General features: G+C 73.7%; 14 protein-coding genes. 3 read left to right on the top strand and 11 right to left on the bottom strand.

Annotation, left to right across the window (positions count from 1 at the left end; all coding sequences use genetic code 11):
* Positions 1-169: 169 nt before the first annotated feature.
* From KM842_RS14645 to truA, 3 genes are all read right to left on the bottom strand, one after another.
* Positions 170-2,863 (bottom strand): ExeM/NucH family extracellular endonuclease, encoded by a 2,694-nt coding sequence (locus KM842_RS14645; protein ID WP_216259493.1) that lies wholly within the window; start codon positions 2,861-2,863, stop codon positions 170-172.
* Positions 2,864-2,955: 92 nt separating this feature from the next.
* Positions 2,956-3,702 (bottom strand): MBL fold metallo-hydrolase, encoded by a 747-nt coding sequence (locus KM842_RS14640; protein ID WP_216259492.1) that lies wholly within the window; start codon positions 3,700-3,702, stop codon positions 2,956-2,958.
* 35 nt (positions 3,703-3,737) lie between these two features.
* A complete protein-coding gene (truA, locus tag KM842_RS14635) occupies positions 3,738-4,709 on the bottom strand; it encodes a tRNA pseudouridine(38-40) synthase TruA (protein WP_253206150.1) in 972 nt (323 codons plus the stop codon).
* Positions 4,710-4,805: 96 nt separating this feature from the next.
* On the opposite strand from truA, the gene KM842_RS14630 reads away from it, so the two are divergent.
* Both KM842_RS14630 and KM842_RS14625 read left to right on the top strand, forming a co-directional pair.
* Positions 4,806-5,801 carry an ATP-binding cassette domain-containing protein gene (locus KM842_RS14630; RefSeq protein ID WP_216259490.1) on the top strand — a complete coding sequence of 332 codons (996 nt, stop codon included), beginning with the start codon at positions 4,806-4,808 and terminating at the stop codon, positions 5,799-5,801.
* Positions 5,798-6,631 carry an ABC transporter permease gene (locus tag KM842_RS14625; RefSeq protein ID WP_216259488.1) on the top strand — a complete coding sequence of 278 codons (834 nt, stop codon included), beginning with the start codon at positions 5,798-5,800 and terminating at the stop codon, positions 6,629-6,631. The genes KM842_RS14630 and KM842_RS14625 overlap by 4 nt, the downstream gene beginning before the upstream one ends.
* On the opposite strand, the gene KM842_RS14620 is transcribed toward KM842_RS14625, so the two are convergent.
* Positions 6,600-9,956: an AfsR/SARP family transcriptional regulator gene (locus tag KM842_RS14620; protein WP_216259486.1), complete on the bottom strand. Its 3,357-nt coding sequence runs from the start codon at positions 9,954-9,956 to the stop codon at positions 6,600-6,602. The genes KM842_RS14625 and KM842_RS14620 overlap by 32 nt on opposite strands.
* Positions 9,957-10,038: 82 nt before the next feature.
* On the opposite strand from KM842_RS14620, the gene KM842_RS14615 reads away from it, so the two are divergent.
* A complete protein-coding gene (locus KM842_RS14615; protein WP_216259484.1) occupies positions 10,039-11,208 on the top strand; it encodes a hypothetical protein in 1,170 nt (389 codons plus the stop codon).
* Positions 11,209-11,341: 133 nt separating this feature from the next.
* Here the strand turns inward: KM842_RS14615 and KM842_RS14610 are convergent, their stop codons facing one another.
* The 7 genes from KM842_RS14610 to infA all read right to left on the bottom strand — a co-directional run bounded on the left by KM842_RS14610 (position 11,342) and on the right by infA (position 15,910).
* On the bottom strand, positions 11,342-12,499 hold the full coding sequence (locus KM842_RS14610; protein ID WP_216259483.1) for an aromatic acid exporter family protein: 1,158 nt from the start codon (positions 12,497-12,499) through the stop codon (positions 11,342-11,344).
* 198 nt (positions 12,500-12,697) lie between these two features.
* The gene (rplQ, locus tag KM842_RS14605) at positions 12,698-13,270 is read right to left on the bottom strand and encodes a 50S ribosomal protein L17 (RefSeq protein WP_216259481.1); all 573 of its coding nucleotides are present in this window, start codon (positions 13,268-13,270) and stop codon (positions 12,698-12,700) included.
* A 64-nt stretch (positions 13,271-13,334) separates the two neighbouring features.
* Positions 13,335-14,330 carry a DNA-directed RNA polymerase subunit alpha gene (locus tag KM842_RS14600; RefSeq protein WP_110824226.1) on the bottom strand — a complete coding sequence of 332 codons (996 nt, stop codon included), beginning with the start codon at positions 14,328-14,330 and terminating at the stop codon, positions 13,335-13,337.
* A gap of 188 nt (positions 14,331-14,518) precedes the next feature.
* Complete coding sequence (rpsK, locus tag KM842_RS14595) at positions 14,519-14,917, bottom strand: 30S ribosomal protein S11 (protein ID WP_110824227.1); 399 nt, start codon at positions 14,915-14,917, stop codon at positions 14,519-14,521.
* Between the two features lie 9 nt (positions 14,918-14,926).
* Positions 14,927-15,301: a 30S ribosomal protein S13 gene (rpsM, locus tag KM842_RS14590; RefSeq protein ID WP_110824228.1), complete on the bottom strand. Its 375-nt coding sequence runs from the start codon at positions 15,299-15,301 to the stop codon at positions 14,927-14,929.
* 200 nt (positions 15,302-15,501) lie between these two features.
* Entirely contained in the window at positions 15,502-15,618 is a 117-nt protein-coding gene (gene rpmJ / locus KM842_RS14585) for a 50S ribosomal protein L36 (protein ID WP_022903266.1), read from the bottom strand.
* 70 nt (positions 15,619-15,688) lie between these two features.
* Positions 15,689-15,910 (bottom strand): translation initiation factor IF-1, encoded by a 222-nt coding sequence (gene infA / locus KM842_RS14580; RefSeq protein ID WP_017885509.1) that lies wholly within the window; start codon positions 15,908-15,910, stop codon positions 15,689-15,691.
* Positions 15,911-16,025: the final 115 nt, after the last annotated feature.

The following is a 16,025-nucleotide window of genomic DNA, read 5'->3' as shown; positions in this document are numbered from 1 at the left end:
ACTGTCTGGCGCAACATAGCGCGCAGACCAAGGTGAGAGCCTAGCGGACGGGTCTCGCCGCGGTCAAACCCCCTCGACGACGGACGGGAGGCCCGTGGTCACCGCCGCCCCGCTGCGGACGCAACGGGGCGGGACGGGTGACCCGGGCCTCCCGGGTGCGGCCGTCGCGTCAGCCGAGGAGGCTCCGCAGCCAGGCGACCAGGGCCGCGAGCGCGGCCAGCGCGTGCGTCACGATCCCGCCGCCGTGTCCCGGGGCCTCCCCGTGCCCGTGTCCACCGCCGTGGCCGGGGCCGCCGTCACCCGGGGTCGTCACGCCCGGCAGGTCGATGCCGACCAGGATCGGGTCGTGGTCGCTCGCCCGGCGGACGTCCTCGCGGTACAGGTCCGTGACGTTGTAGTCGTACCGGCTGTACTCGAGGCCGACCGACTCGACCGAGTTGATGTTCCAGACGTCCACGCCGGTGACCGTCCGGAGCGCGGCGGGCGAGGCGAACACGTGGTCGAGCGAGCCGCTCAGGCCGTCGAACACGTACGACCACTCCGAGGCGTCCTGCGCCGGGCCGAGGTCCGTGTAGCCGGCCCGGTCGAGGACCGCCACCGGGTCCTCCTGGCTGTAGGCGTTGAAGTCGCCGAGCATGAACACCTCGTCGGTGCCGGCGCGACGCTGCATCGCCGTCGAGAACGCGACGAGCGCCTCCGACTGCCGCACGCGCGAGGCGTTGGACGCACCCTGGCCGTCGCCCTGGTCGGCGTCGGCCCCGGTGCCGGACCCCTTCGACTTGAAGTGGTTCGCGATCACCAGGAACGTGTCCTTCGCGGACGGCTTCGGGGCCTTCCCCTTGCCGGGCTTCGTGGTCACCGGCGCGAAGGCCTGCGCGAGCGGCTGTCGGGCGTTCGCGAACGCCGTCGAGTCGGTCAGGATCGTCGAGCCGCCGACCGGCTGCACGCGGTCCTTCTTGTAGATGAGCGCGAGCCGGATGACGTCCTCGCTGGCGGGCAGCTGGGCGGGGGACCCGGCGTAGGCCCAGGTGTCCTTCCCGGTGGCCCGGTTCAGGGCGGCCACGAGGGTCGCCACCGCGGCGTCACGGTCCTTCCCGAAGCGGGCCGAGTTCTCGATCTCCTCGAGGGAGACGACGTCGGCACCGAGGCCGTTGATCGCCGCGACGATCTTCACCTGCTGGCGGGCCAGGTCGTCGGCGTTCGCGGCCCCGCGGGCGTCGCACCCGCCACGGACCGTCACGGGGTCGCCGTCGCGGTCGGTGTAGTAGGTGCAGCCGGTCAGCTGGTCACCGGTGGTCGGGAAGTAGTTGAGCACGTTGAACCCGGCGAGGCGGAGGTCGCCACCGACGTCCTCGGGCGCCGCGGTGCGCACGTCCGAGAACGACGCGGGCAGGTCGGCCGCCGGGGTGGCACCCGTGACCGGCGTCGTCGGCTGGAACTTCCACGCGTCGTTGCGGCGGTCGAGGACGACCGGCGCCCTGAAGGTCGCTGCCGCGCCGACGGTGACCGGACCCTGCGTGAGCCACGAGACCGGGATCGACTGGTTCGCCGCCGACAGGAAGTTCGTGCTCGCACCGTCGTCGAGCGTGACCGCGCGTGCCGCGTTGTCCGCCGCGACGGCCGCCGCCTCGGGGCTGCCGGGACGGGCGACCTCGGTCGGCTGCACGAGGCGCTGCGTCCCCGTCGCGAGCACGATCTCGCCGTACTGGTTGGTCGTGTGGTTGTCGGCGACGGTGTAGTCGCCCTGCGGAGCGAGGAGCATGCTCTCGAGCGTCTCCCGCTGGGCGTCCGCACGCGGGAAGGCGAGCGTCGCCGGGACCGGCTGCACGACCCCCGCTGCCGGGAGCCGGGTCAGGCCGGCCGCGGACGGCACGGTGAGCTCGGTCAGGCCGGCGAACTCCGACACGGTGCCGGTCAGCCGGACCGCGTCGCCGATCGCGACGCTGCCCGCGGTCGCCGCCGAGTACACGAAGACGGCGTCCGAGGCGGTGTGCGTGGTGAGGTCGACCGCGCCGCCGGTGCCGGCGGTCTGGACCGTGTACCCGGCGAAGCCGCCGGTGGCGTAGACCGCGGTGACGACGCCGTCGGTGGTGACGGTCCTGCCGACGTACGGCGAGGTGTCGCCGGTGCCCTGCAGCTGCGCGATCGTGACCCGCTCGGCCGGGGTGGCGGGCTCAGTCGGCTCGGTCGTCTCGGTCGGCTCCGTCGGCTGGCCGGCCCCGCCCGCCGCGTTCTCGGGCGTGATCGTCGCCGAGCGCGTGAAGTCCGCCGCGTTCGAGTCGGTGTCCGTCGTGCCCGCACGGGTCAGGCCGTCCGGCACCGTGTTCGCCGTGCCGGTCGTCGCGACCGCGGTCTCGAAGGTGTTCGACGTGCCGTAGCCGAGCAGGTCGACGACGCCCGGGGTCCCGGCCGTGACCGGACCGGCCGGCAGCGACAACGCCGTCGCCTGGTCGGCGAGCACGAGCGTGCCCGTCGAGCCGGAGGGGTTCAGGCCGGTGACGGCGTCGGGCTCGGGCAGCGCCTGGCCGGTCGTGCCGTTCGAGCCCATCTGCACCAGGTAGGTGCCGTGCGCGGGGACGGACCCGGCGAGCTTCCCGACCGACGGGGCGCCGGTGCCGGTCGCCGAGCGGTACTGGACCGACCAGCCGTCGACGCTGACGGGGCGGTCGGTGGGGTTGCCGAGCTCGACGAACTTGTTCGTGAACGGCTGGTTCGCGCTGCCGCCCTTGAGGTAGGCCTCCGCGATGACGAGGCCCGTCCCAGCGCGGTCGGCGGACGCCGCGGTGACGGAGACGAGCGGTGCCGCGAGGAGCGCTGCGGCAGCGGTGACGCACAGCACGGTGCGCCCGACGGTTCTCTGCATGGCTGCACGCTAACGACCTGCGGCACCGCTCAGGTTTCCGGTTGGTGAACGATCCGTTCCACCCCTGATCGGGGTGCAGGGCGACCCCGCGCTCAGGCGGTGATCGGCACCCACTCCGAGCCCACCCGGTGCACCGCGGGGCCGTGCCCCGGCAGGACGATCGCCGGGTAGGGCAGCACCCCGGCCGACTCCACGGCGAGCGCCTGGTCGGCCGTGAAGAACGGCGTGATCATCCGCGGCCGCGGCGCCCACGACGCCGGCTGGGTGTCGTGGTGCGTGACGACGGCGTCCCCGGTGACGATCGCGTCGGCCGCGGGCAGCAGGTACGCGGTCGACCCGTCGGTGTGCCCGGGCGCGGGCAGCGGCGTCATCGCGCGGCCGTCGAAGTCGCGGGCCGTGAACGCCCGGGCGCTCGGCACGGTGGTCGGTCGGAGCGCGTCCGAGGCGATCGCGCGCCCCAGCCACCGGAGCACCCGCGGGGCCGCCAGCCGTCCGCCGATCTCCGCCGGGGTGACCTGCTGCCGCGCCGGCCCCCGCACGTTGTCGACCTCGTCGGCGTGGGCGAGGACCTCGACGTGCGGGAAGCGGTCGAGGATGCCCGGCAGGCCGCCGACGTGGTCGACGTGTCCGTGGGTCACGTAGACGCGTCGGAGCTCCTCGAGGTCGTGCCCGGCCAGCAGCACGCTGTCGAGCACCAGGTCGGTGTCCGCCGGGTAGCCCGCGTCGATGAGGGCGACGCCGTCCTCCTCGGCGAGGACCACCCAGTTCGAGACCGGCCCCTCGACGAAGACCACACCGGGTGCGACGGAGACGACGGAGCGTGGGGTGCGGGGAGCCATCCCCCGACGCTAGCGCCCGCCACCGGGGACCGCGCCTACCGACCGCCGTCCGCGGTCGCGGTCGGCGTCGCGGCGACGTCCTCCGGCGACACGTCGCCGGGCCGGTGCCCCTCGGCGTCGCGACGGGCGCGTGTCTGCGCGGCACGGGCCTCCAGGGCGTCGTCGGCGGGGTACCCGACCTCGGTCAGCGTGAGGCCGCGGGCGGGCGCGACCGTGAAGGCGCTGGTGCGCTCGGCCGCGACCCGCAGGTCGTCGAGCCGGTCCGGCGTGAGCCGGCCCTCGCCGACGGCGAGGCACCCACCCACCATCGCGCGCACCATCGAGTGGCAGAAGGCGTCGGCCTGGAGGCTCGCCACCAGCACGCCGTCCGGCTCACGGTCCCAGCGGAACTCCTGCAGCGTACGGATGGTGGTCGCGCCCTCGCGCGGCTTGCAGAAGGCCGCGAAGTCGTGCAGCCCCAGCAACCGCAGCGCCCCGCGCCCCATCGCGTCCTGGTCGAGACGCCCCGGGTACCAGGTCGTGTGACCGCGGCGGAGCGGGTCGCGGGGGGCGTCGAGGTCGGCGACCCGGTACCGGTACCGGCGCCAGACCGGTGAGAACCGCGCGTCGAAGCCGGCGGGCGCGACGGACGCCCGTCGGACGACGACGTCCCCGTCGGGACCGGCGAGCCCGTTCAGGCGGCGGACGAGCCCGGCGAACGGGTCCCGCGTGGTGCCGGCGGCGGTGGGGCGGCGTGGTCGGGCCAGGGCGGCCCACTGCTCGGCGGTGAGGTCGAGGTGCGCGACCTGCCCGGTCGCATGGACACCCGCGTCGGTGCGCCCGGCGACGGTGAGCTGCGGCGGCGCGCCCCAGCGGGTGAAGACGGTGGCCAGGGCGGTCTCGAGCGCGCCCTGCACGGTGCGGAGCCCGGGTTGCCGGGCCCACCCGGAGAACGCGGCGCCGTCGTAGGCGATGTCGAGCCGCAGGCGCACGCCGCCGTCGTCCTCGGTCCGGCCGGTGTCGCTCACACCTCCACGGTAGCGACGTCAGCGCCGTGTCAGTGCCGCGTGAGTGCGGGTCGGCAGTGTCGTCCCCGACCACGACGTCGACGGAAGGACACGACGATGACCACGACACCACTCGCGGTGGAGGCCACGGGCCTCGTGAAGACGTTCGGCAGCAACCGGGCGGTGGACGGGGTGGACCTGCGCGTCGAGGCGGGCACGGTCTACGGCGTGCTCGGCCCGAACGGTGCGGGCAAGACCACCACGATCAGCATGCTCGCGACCCTGCTCCGGATGGACGGCGGCGAGGCGCGGGTGTTCGGACACGACGTCCGCCGCGAGCCGCAGGTCGTCCGCCGGCTCATCGGCGTGACCGGGCAGTACGCCAGCGTCGACGAGACCCTGAGCGCGACCGAGAACCTCGTCGTCTTCGCCCGGCTGCTCGGGCTGTCCCGGGCCGAGGCGAAGCGCCGGTCCACCGAGCTGCTCGAGCGGTTCGGGTTGACCGAGGCCGCACGCCGGCCGCTCCGGGCGTTCTCGGGCGGCATGCGCCGGCGCCTGGACCTGGCGGCGAGCCTCATCGCGCAGCCGCCGCTCATCTTCCTCGACGAGCCGACGACCGGGCTCGACCCGCGGACCCGGGCGCAGATGTGGGACACGATCCGGGAGCTCGTCGCGACCGGGTCGACCGTCCTGCTGACGACGCAGTACCTCGACGAGGCCGACCAGCTGGCGGACCGGATTGCCGTGATCGACCGCGGCCGGGTCGTCGCCGAGGGCACGAGCGACGAGCTGAAGGCGTCGATCGGCACCGCGTCGCTGCAGCTCCGGCTGGCGGACGCCACCCCGGCGCGCACCGCCGCGGCGTCGGACCTGGTCCTCCGGGTCCTCGGCGCCCCCGCGGTCGCGAGTCCCGAGGGCTCCCGGCTGACGGCACCGATGGCGGATCCGGACCGCGTCACCGACCTGCTGGTGTCCTTCCGCGACGCCGGCATCTCCCTCGCCGAGATGAGCGTACAGAAGCCGACGCTCGACGAGGTCTTCCTCACCATCACCGGGACGCCGACCGCCGACGCGGCCGACACCGACCGCGCGCTCGAAGGGAGCACCGCATGACCACGCTCACCACCCCCGACCTGTCCACCTCCCCCCGGGTCACCCCGCGGGCGGGCGTCGGCGCGTCCGGCCTCGTCGCGACCGTCCGGCAGTCGCTCACGATGGCGTACCGCGGCCTCGTCAAGGTCCGCCGCACGCCCGAGCAGCTGTTCGACGTGACGCTCATGCCGATCGTCTTCACCGTGATGTTCACGTACATCTTCGGCGGCGCGATCGCCGGGGACGTCGCCAGCTACCTGCCGATCATCGTCCCGGGCATCCTCGTGCAGACGAACATCACCTCGTCGATCGTCACGGGCGTCCAGCTCCGCGAGGACATGGACAAGGGCGTGTTCGACCGCTTCCGGTCGCTGCCCATCGCCCGGATCGCCCCGCTCGCCGGCGCGCTGCTCGCCGACACCGTCCGCTACGCCATCGCGACGACCATCACGTTCGTCACCGGGTTCGCGATGGGGCTGCGTCCCGCCGGCGGGTTCGGTGCCGTCGTCCTGGCGGGACTGCTCGTCGTCGTGGTCGCGTGGGCGATCAGCTGGGTCTTCGCCTACTTCGGCGTGGTCGCCCGCACGGCGTCGAGCGTGTCCGGCATCTCGAACCTGGTCCTCTTCCCGCTGACCTTCCTGTCGAACGCGTTCGTGCCGGCGGACACCCTGCCGGACTGGCTGCACTGGTTCTCCGACGTCAACCCGATCTCGCACCTCATCACCGCGGTGCGCGACCTCGTGAACCACGGTCAGGTGGGCGGGGACCTCTGGCTCTCGCTCCTCGGTGCCGCGGTCGTCGTCGCGGTGTTCGCCCCGCTCACGGTGCGGGCGTACATGCGGAAGGCCTGAACGCCTCCGTCACCGTCCGTGCCGCTGCGACGGCCTCGGTCCGGCTCAGTCCGGCCGAGGCCGTCTCGGCGTCCGCCAGCAGCGTCTCCCCGGTGACGGCCGCCACGAGCGGCCGCACGCGTCCGCGGTTCAGGACCGCGAAGTCCTGCCGGGCGCCGAGTCGCACCGCGACGCCCCAGGCCCGTGCCACGAGGGCCGGCTCCGCGCCGGTCCCGGCGGCGTGCAGGGTCACGCCGAGCAGGGCCACCCCGACGACAGGCAGGTCCGTCCACAGGCCGGGCAGGCGGAGGGCGACCAGCGCGCTGACCCGGAGGCGTCGCGCCACTTCGGCACGCGCCTCCCGGTCGGCCGGACCGCGTCGGGCCCCCGCGGTGTCGGCGGTGTCGGCGGTGTCGGCGTTGTCGGCGTCGTCGGCGGTGTCGGCCGGGAGGCCTGGCTCGGCGCCGTCGGACCGGCTCGCCGCCGCCTCGTCCCCCGCGGCGACCATGGCGGCACCGATCACCATGACCCACTGGGCGGCCTCGCGCCGGTGCGGCAGGATCGCGTCCCACGCGCGTCGGTACTCCGCCGCTGCCGCGACGGGGTCCCCCTCGGCCCGGGCGACCTCGGCGCGGACCGCCGCGGCGAGCACCCCCATCTGCGCACGCTCCCCGTCCGGACCGCCGACGCCGGGTCCGCCACCACCGGGGGCTCCGCCGGGGGTACCGCGACCGCGGCCGTCCAGCACGGGCCGGGCCGCGAGCTCGGCCGCGACGGCGCGGGCCCGCACGGTGTCGCCGACCGCCGCGGCGCTCAGGCCGACGGTCCACCCGAGCTCGTACAGGTCGTCCTCGGCACCGAAGTGCTCCAGCCGGGTGCGCGCGACCTCCGCCGCGGCGAGCGCCTCGGGGTAGCGGCCGGTCTGCGCCGACAGCTGCGCCATCGACACCGCCGAGGTCCCCGTCGTCCAGGCGTCGTCGACCCGCTCGGCGAGCTGCTCGGCCCGGGCGGCGTACCGCAGGGCGCGTGTGGTCTCGCCGGCGTTCTCGGCCAGGGGCACGCTGAGCAGGTTGGCCAGGCACGCCACGTCGACGTCGGGGTCCTCGCGGAACCGGGCGAGCACCGCCTCCCCCGCAGCGGGGCGGCCGAGGGTGAGGAGCATCTGGACCTGTGCGTCGACGATGGGCACCCCGGTCGGGCCCTCCCGCCACAGCCGACGGAGCGTGGACCGGGCGCGGACGGCGGTGCGCCGGTCCGAGAACGACGCCGTCGCACAGGCGATGACGAGCCCCAACAGCGCGGCCGTGCGGTCGGTCGAGCCGGCCGGCGCTGCCCGGAGGACCGTGACGACGTCCGGGGCGATCGCGACCACCTCGCCGTGGGCGCCGCGGATCGACCAGTACCCGCTGAGCGTCGAGGCGAGCCGGGCCACCGCGGCCGGGTCCTCGGCGCGGAGGGCCCAGCGCAGGAGGGTGACCAGGTTGTCGGCCTCGCGCTCGACCTCCCGGAAGCGGTCGAGCTGTCCCGGGCCGCGGACGGCGAACAGGTCGTGCGCCGCGGCGAAGGCACTTCCCCAGCGGGTCATCGCGGCGCGCACGGCACCCGTGTCGCCCGACTCCGCCAGGCGGGCGGCGCCGAACTCGCGCACGGTCTCGAGCAGGCGGTAGCGGACCGGCTCGCCCTCGCGCTCGACCAGCTGGACGAGCGACTGCTCGACGAGCTCGGCCAGGTCGTCGAGCGCGTCGTCGGTCCGGTCCGGTGCGGCGACGGCCTCGACGGCGCCGACCGCGACGCCGTCGGGGAACAGTGCCAGACGGGTGAGGAGGTCGCGGGCGCCGTCGTCGAGCAGGCGCCAGCTCCACTCGATGACGGCCAGCAGGGTGCGGTGCCGCTCGGGTGCCGACCGGTCCCCACCGCGGAGCAGCGCGAACCGGTCGTCGAGCCGCCGTTCGATCTCGTCGACGCTCATCCCGCGGATCCGTGCGGCCGCGAGCTCGATGGCGAGCGGGGAGCCGTCGAGCCGGGTGCAGATCCGTCGCACGGCGTCGACGGGCAGGACGGCGCCCGGACGTGCCGCACGGGCCCGGTCGGTGAACAGGCGCACCGCCGCGCCGTCGGCCTCGACCGGCAGCGGCGCGAGCGGCGCGACGGTCTCGCCGGAGACCGCGAGCGGGGCGCGGGACGTCGTGAGGACCCGGAGGTCGGGCAGGGCGGCGAGCAGGTCGGCGGTGAGCGCGGCGACGGGCTCGAGGACGTGCTCGCAGTTGTCGAGTACGAGGAGCGTGGGTTCCTCGGCGAGGGCGCGGGTGACCCGGGTGCGGAGGTCGGCGACGACCGTCTCCCGGAGGCTGCGTGCCGTGCGGACCTCGGCGATCCCGAGCAGCGCACCGATCGCGGGCAGCAGGTCGTCGCCGGTGCTGAGCGGGGCGAGCTCGACGACCACGACGCCGCACGAGGACGGCACCGTCGCGGCCGCGGCCTGCGCGAGCCGGGTCTTGCCGAGGCCGCCCGCGCCGAGGATCGTGACGAGCCGACCCGAGGACAGCAGCCGTTCGACGGTGGTGAGGTCGGCCTCCCGCCCGATGAGCGCGTTCGGGGCGGCCCGCAGCCCGACCCGTCGGGCGGTCCCACCGACCGGGCCGGCGCTGCGGAGCACCTCGGCGTTGAGCCGTACCAGGTCGGCGGACGGGTCGGCGCCGAGCTCGTCGGCGAGGCGGTCGCGGTGCGCGGCGAAGACGGCGAGCGCCTCGGGCGTGTGCCCGCCGTCGGCGAGGGCCCGGACGAGGCCGGCGACGGCGGTCTCGTCGAAGGTGTCGGCGGCGGCCTCCGCACGCCACACGGCCGCGGCGGCGTCGACGTCGCCCGTGCGCTGCAGCACGGCACCGAGTCGGCGGCGGAGGTCCCGTCGGACGGCTGCCGCACGCGCGGCGAGCGCCCCCGCCGTCTCCCCCTCGACGTCCCCGCCGGGCTCGCCCCGCCAGCGGTCCAGTGCCGTCCGCAGGGCGGACTCGTCCGGGTCGCCGGCCAGGACGTCCTCGGCGGCACCGAGGTCGGAGGCGGCCGGGTCGACCCCGAGTGCGTAGCCGCCGGCGGTGGAGACCACGAGGCCCTCCGCGGTCGCACGGCGGAGGCGCGAGACGAGCGTCTGCAGCGCGGCCCGGGCACCCCGCGGCGGGTCGTCCCCCCACAGGTCGTCGATGAGCGCCTCCGTCGTGACGGCTCGGCCACGGGCCAGGACGAGGGCCGCGAGGAACGTCCGCGCCAGTGCGCCGGCGACCGGGACGAGCGCACCGGAGGCGTCCTCGGCACGGACGGGTCCGAGCACGGCGACTCGGGGCTCGGACACGTGGGGAGTCTAGGCGCGCAGTGTCACCGGATCGTGATTCGGGCGGGCTCCTCGGGAGGGTTCCGGCCCCTAACCTGAGCATGTGTTCACCGTGATGCGACGCGCCGCCGTCGTCACCGCTGCCGCCGCCACCCTCGTCCTCGGACTCACCGCCTGCTCCGGCTCCGGCGCCCCGTCGGACAGCGGTGCCGGTGGCGGGAGTGCCAGCCCGACGCCCGCCGCCCAGACCACCCCCGCCGCCTCGCCCGACGAGGAGACGATCTCCTTCGGTCGCGCTCCTGCCTCGGCCGGTCTGCCCGGGTGCGCCCTGCTCCTCCCCGAGGACCTCGTCGACGCACTCGTCCCCGGAGCCCGCGCCGAGGACCCGCTCACCGGGCAGGTGCACGCCACCGGCTCGTGGGCGTTCCCCCGCGCGACGGGCGGCACGTCCTGCTGGAGCACCACCGGGGTGTCGGCGCTCGACGACGTCGCCGAGGCCGACCGCGACGCCGCCGTGTACCAGGGCGTGCGCGTCTCGGTGCTGCCCGACGCGCGCCCGGACTTCGCGGCTGCGGGCGGGAACGACCCGGAGAGCGCCGGCATGTCGATGATCGAGGTCCGCTGTGACGCGACCGACGCCGCGCGGGTCCAGTGCCAGGGCGGGGTCCTCGCCGGGGACGCCTGGGTCGACCTCGCCGTCGTCCGCGGCCAGGACACCCCCGACGCCACCCCCGAGGCCGTGCTCCCCGCGTTCCGGGCACTGCTCGACCGCGTGCAGCAGACCGTGGCGGCTTCCGCCAGCGCCGCCGCGTCCACCGAGCACCAGGCGGCGAGCAGCCGGCTGACGACGTGCGACAGCGACCGCGTCGACGCCGTGAGCGACGTCGACCTGTCCACCGTGCAGGAGCAGGCCACGGACCTCGCGGTCGAGCTCGGCCACTTCGCCATGGACCGGGTCGGCGGCGCGGAGTGTGTCTTCCAGTACGACGGCGAGGGACGGTACCCGCACACCGGGGCCGTCTACTCCGAACTCCCCGAGGGCGGGTGGGTCCTCGAGCAGCGACTCGGCAACGGCGTCGTCGACCGCTCGGGACGGCTGGAGCTCGACGGGCTCGAGGCCGGCGACGGTGCGTGGCGGACCTGCGACGAGACGGTCTGCTCCGTCGACGTCCTGCGCGACGGCACGTGGGAGCACTTCGTGCTGTGGCGTGCGATCGCCCCGGACACGGCGTCGGCGATCGTCCACTGGGTCGAGGCGTCCCTGGCCGCCTAGCCGCCCAGGTGCCCGGTTCCGACCACGGGCCGGCGCCGGCCCCTGGCTCGGTGCCGGTTCCGGTGCCTGACTCGGTGCCGGTGCCGGTGCCGGACGTCCTCGGCCGCCCGGTTCGGGGACGGCCGTCCGACGGTCAGTGCCCGCGCTTGCGTCCGCGCAGTTCCCACCGTGCCCGGAGACCGCGCCGCGGAGCGTCGGCCGGACCGGTCTCGGTGTCGGCGTCCTGCGTCGCCCGGCGCTCCGATTCGACGATGCCCCGCAGGGACACCAGGGCCGTCGAGGTGACCGCGACGTCGGACGGCTGCTCGTGGGACGCGTCGAGGGCGTCCTCGAGCTCCGCGATCGCCCGGTCGCCCTCCTCCGGCGGGTGCTCGCCGCGGATCATCGCGGCGACCTGCCGGATCGCCAGCACCAGCGGCGTGGTGAAGGCCTCGTCCGGCCGTCCGAGGTTCGCCGACACCGGCCCCGACCGCGCGACCAGCTCGGTGAGGTCGGTCGTGTACCAGGCGACCCGTTCGAGGGCGCGGAAGCGTGACCCGTCCCGCTGCAGCCGGGCCCGTGACCCGCGGAGTGCGCCACGCGGGTTGATCCGGCGGCTCTCCTGCGCGATCGAGACCCGTCCGCGGACGTCGGCGATCGCCCGGTCCAGGCGGTCCTGTGCCTGGTCCCACGCCCGCTCGTCCCGCTTGCCCTGCTCGAGCACGTCGGCCAGGCCGTCCAGGTGCGTCGCGAGCACGCTGTTCACCTGGTCGATCCGTCGCTCCGCGTCCCAGAAGTGCAGCGGCGGGAACACCAGGAAGTTCACGAGGAGGCCGACCACCACGCCGACGGCCATCTGCACGAGGTAGCCGAGCGAGTACCCCTCGGCGTGGGCACCGCCGACGAGCAGGACGAACAGTGCCGCGGTCGACACCCACGAACTGCCCTCGCCGAGGATCCGGAACCCACCCACGAGGACGCCCACGCCGACCGCGAGTGCGACGGCGAGGATGCCGGCGTCCCCCACCCACATCGTGAAGGCCGCCACCGCGATGCCCAGGGCGATCCCGACCAGCGTCTGCAGGCCGCTGCGGAGGCCGGCGAACACCGTCGTCTGCATCGCGACGACGGCGCCGAGCGGGGCGTAGTACGGGTACTCGGCGGCGACCCCGGGAACATGTCGCGCGACCAGCCAGGCGAGCGCCGCCGCGGCAGCGGCCTTCGCAGCGTGGAGCAGGCGGGGCTGCGTGCCGGAGTTCCGGCTCCACCGCCAGAGGCGCGTGCCGACGCCGGCGATGTGCTGGAACTGCATGGGTCTCCCGTCGGGTCGTCCGCCACCGTACGTGGCGGACGCTGGTCGAGCCTCCCGGCTCACGTCGCCCGGCGCTCGCCCCCGGCGACCGGTCGTCACGGCGGCCACGTGCTCGTCCCCGTGCCCGTGCCTGCCCGCCGGGAAGCAGGAGGGCCCCCGCAGCAGGTGCTGCGGGGGCCCTCCGGTGGTGCGGTGCGACTACTTGGACTCGTCCGCGGCGTCGTCCGACTTGGCTGCGGCGTCGGCCTCGACCTCGGCGGCGGCGTCGGTCGTGGTCTCGTCGGCGACCGGGGTCGACTCCTCGGTGGTCTCGGTCTCCTCGACCGGGGCCTCCGTGGTGTCGGCCTCGGCGGCGACCGGCGCGGCGGCAGCCGGAGCGGCCGAACGCGAGACGGGTGCCGGCGAGCTCGAGACGGGCTCGAGGACGAGCTCGATCGAGGCGAGCGGCGCGTTGTCACCCTTGCGGAAGCCGAGCTTCGTGATGCGGGTGTAGCCGCCCTGGCGGTCGGCCACCTGCGGCGCGATCTCCGTGAACAGCGTGTGCACGACGGTCTTGTCGCGCAGCGCGGCGATCACGCGACGACGCGCGTGCAGGTCGCCACGCTTCGCGAACGTGATGAGCCGCTCGGCGACCGGACGGAGGCGCTTGGCCTTCGTCTCGGTCGTCGTGATGCGACCGTGCGTGAAGAGGGCGTTGGCGAGGTTGCTCAGGAGCAGGCGCTCGTGGGCGGGACCGCCACCGAGGCGGGGGCCCTTGGTGGGCTTCGGCATGTCAGTTCTCCAGTGGTGATGGTGGTGCGCGCCGTGTCAGGAGCGCGTGCGCGTCAGCGCGAGGTCAGTTGCTGGACTCGTCCTCGTCGTACCCGCTGTAGAAGTGGGCACCGTCGAATCCGGGGACGGTGTCCTTGAGGGACAGGCCGAGCTCGGTGAGCTTGTCCTTGACCTCGTCCACCGACTTCTGACCGAAGTTGCGGATGTTCATGAGCTGCGTCTCCGAGAGGGCGACGAGCTCGGACACCGTGTTGATGCCCTCGCGCTTCAGGCAGTTGTAGCTACGGACCGACAGGTCGAGGTCCTCGATCGGCGTCTGCAGCTCGTTCGAGAGCACGGCGTCGACCGGCGCGGGGCCGATCTCGATGCCCTCGGCCGCCGTGTTGAGCTCACGGGCGAGCCCGAACAGCTCGACCAGCGTGCGACCGGCCGACGCGATGGCGTCGCGCGGCGTGATCGCAGGCTTCGACTCGACGTCGACGACCAGACGGTCGAAGTCCGTGCGCTCACCGGCACGCGTCGCCTCGACGCGGTAGGTGACCTTGAGCACGGGCGAGTAGATCGAGTCGATCGGGATCTGACCGGCCTCGCTGAACTCCGAGCGGTTCTGGGTCGCCGAGACGTAGCCGCGGCCACGCTCGATCGTCAGCTCCAGCTCGAAGCGCGCCGAGTCGTTCAGGGTCGCGATGACGAGGTCCGGGTTGTGGATCTCGACACCGGCCGGGGCGGAGATGTCCGCCGCGGTGACCTGACCGGCACCCTGCTTGCGCAGGTAGGCGGTGATCGGCTCGTCGTGCTCGCTGGAGACGACCAGGCTCTTGATGTTCAGGATGATCTCGGTGACGTCCTCCTTGACACCGGGAACGGTGCTGAACTCGTGGAGGACACCGTCGATGCGGATGCTCGTGACGGCAGCACCCGGGATGGACGAGAGGAGCGTGCGGCGCAGCGAGTTGCCGAGGGTGTACCCGAAGCCCGGCTCGAGCGGTTCGATGACGAAGCGCGAGCGGAATTCGGAGATGGACTCCTCGTTCAGGGTGGGGCGCTGTGCAATGAGCACTGTGGAATTCCTTTCGGCGAAGTGTCCGCTATATGACACTTGGCGGTACGACGGGGCCGGCCGGGCCCCGACGGGTCTGTTTCAGTTGTGATCACGCGCACTGGAGTGCGCGATCGAACGACCAGGAATGGCCGCCCCCGCTCGTCCCGGTCAGGGAACGAGCGGGGAACGGCCGGTTGCTCCTCGCGTCAGACGCGGCGGCGCTTCGGCGGGCGGCACCCGTTGTGCGCCTGCGGCGTGACGTCGTTGATCGAGCCGACCTCGAGGCCAGCGGCCTGGAGAGAACGGATCGCCGTCTCGCGACCCGAGCCCGGGCCCTTGACGAAGACGTCGACCTTCTTGACGCCGTGCTCGGCGGCCTGACGGGCTGCCGACTCGGCGGCCAGCTGCGCCGCGAACGGCGTCGACTTGCGCGAGCCCTTGAAGCCGACGGCGCCCGAGGACGCCCAGCTCAGGACGGCACCCGACGGGTCGGTGATGCTGACGATGGTGTTGTTGAACGTGCTCTTGATGTGGGCCTGGCCCACGGCGACGTTCTTCTTCTCCTTGCGGCGCGGCTTGCGCGCGGCGGTCTTGGGGGTAGCCATCGTGATCTCCTATCGAGCCTTCTTCTTGCCTGCCACGGTGCGCTTCGGGCCCTTGCGGGTACGAGCGTTGGTCTTGGTGCGCTGACCACGCACCGGGAGACCACGACGGTGGCGGAGACCCTCGTAGCTACCGATCTCGACCTTGCGGCGGATGTCGGCGGCGACCTCACGGCGGAGGTCACCCTCCACCTTGAAGGTGCCCTCGATGTAGTCGCGGAGGGCGACGAGCTGGTCGTCGGTGAGGTCCTTGACGCGGATGTCGCCGGAGATGCCGGTCTCCGCGAGCGTCTGGACGGCGCGGGTGCGGCCGACCCCGTAGATGTAGGTGAGTGCGATCTCCACGCGCTTCTCGCGCGGGATGTCGACGCCTGCTAGACGTGCCATTGTGCTGGCTGCTCCTGTTGTCGATGGAGGTGTGGCGCAGTACCGGTGCCCGGGCCTCCGCCCCGAGGTGTCCCCCACACACCGAGGTGTGCGGGTTCTGGCACTGCGTTGTCGATCTTCAGTTGTGGTTCGTGCTCGAGCCGCTGGCAGCCTGTCGACTGGCGGCCCCGGTCACGCAGCCGGGACGAGTCCCGGAGGGACTAGCCCTGGCGCTGCTTGTGACGCGGGTTGCTCTTGCAGATCACCATGACGCGGCCCTTCCGGCGGATCACTCGGCAGTGCTCGCAGATGGGCTTGACGCTGGGGTTGACCTTCATTGTTCGTTCCTCGTGCTCGCTGGCTTCGTGCTCGGCGGGTTCGCCGGGCCGTTCCTTTCCAGCTCGCGGATCACTTGTAGCGGTAGACGATCCGGCCGCGGGTCAGGTCGTACGGGCTCAGCTCCACGATCACGCGGTCCTCGGGGAGGATGCGGATGTAGTGCTGGCGCATCTTCCCGGAGATGTGCGCGAGTACCTTGTGTCCGTTGGTCAGCTCAACGCGGAACATCGCGTTGGGCAGAGCTTCGAGCACCGAGCCCTCGATCTCGATGACGCCGTCTTTCTTGGCCATAGCCTCACTGTCGCTTGGTTGGATTACTGGTGTGATCCCCGAGCCGGTCTGCGGGTCGGGCGCCACGCCAGAGGGCATGGCACACCAAAGATCGATCTTATGTGGTAGTCGGCCG

This window comes from Curtobacterium sp. L6-1 (assembly GCF_018885305.1).
GTDB lineage: Bacteria > Actinomycetota > Actinomycetes > Actinomycetales > Microbacteriaceae > Curtobacterium > Curtobacterium aetherium.
Note: the sequence above shows the minus strand (reverse complement) of the source record. Positions and strands in the feature narration are given on the sequence as shown.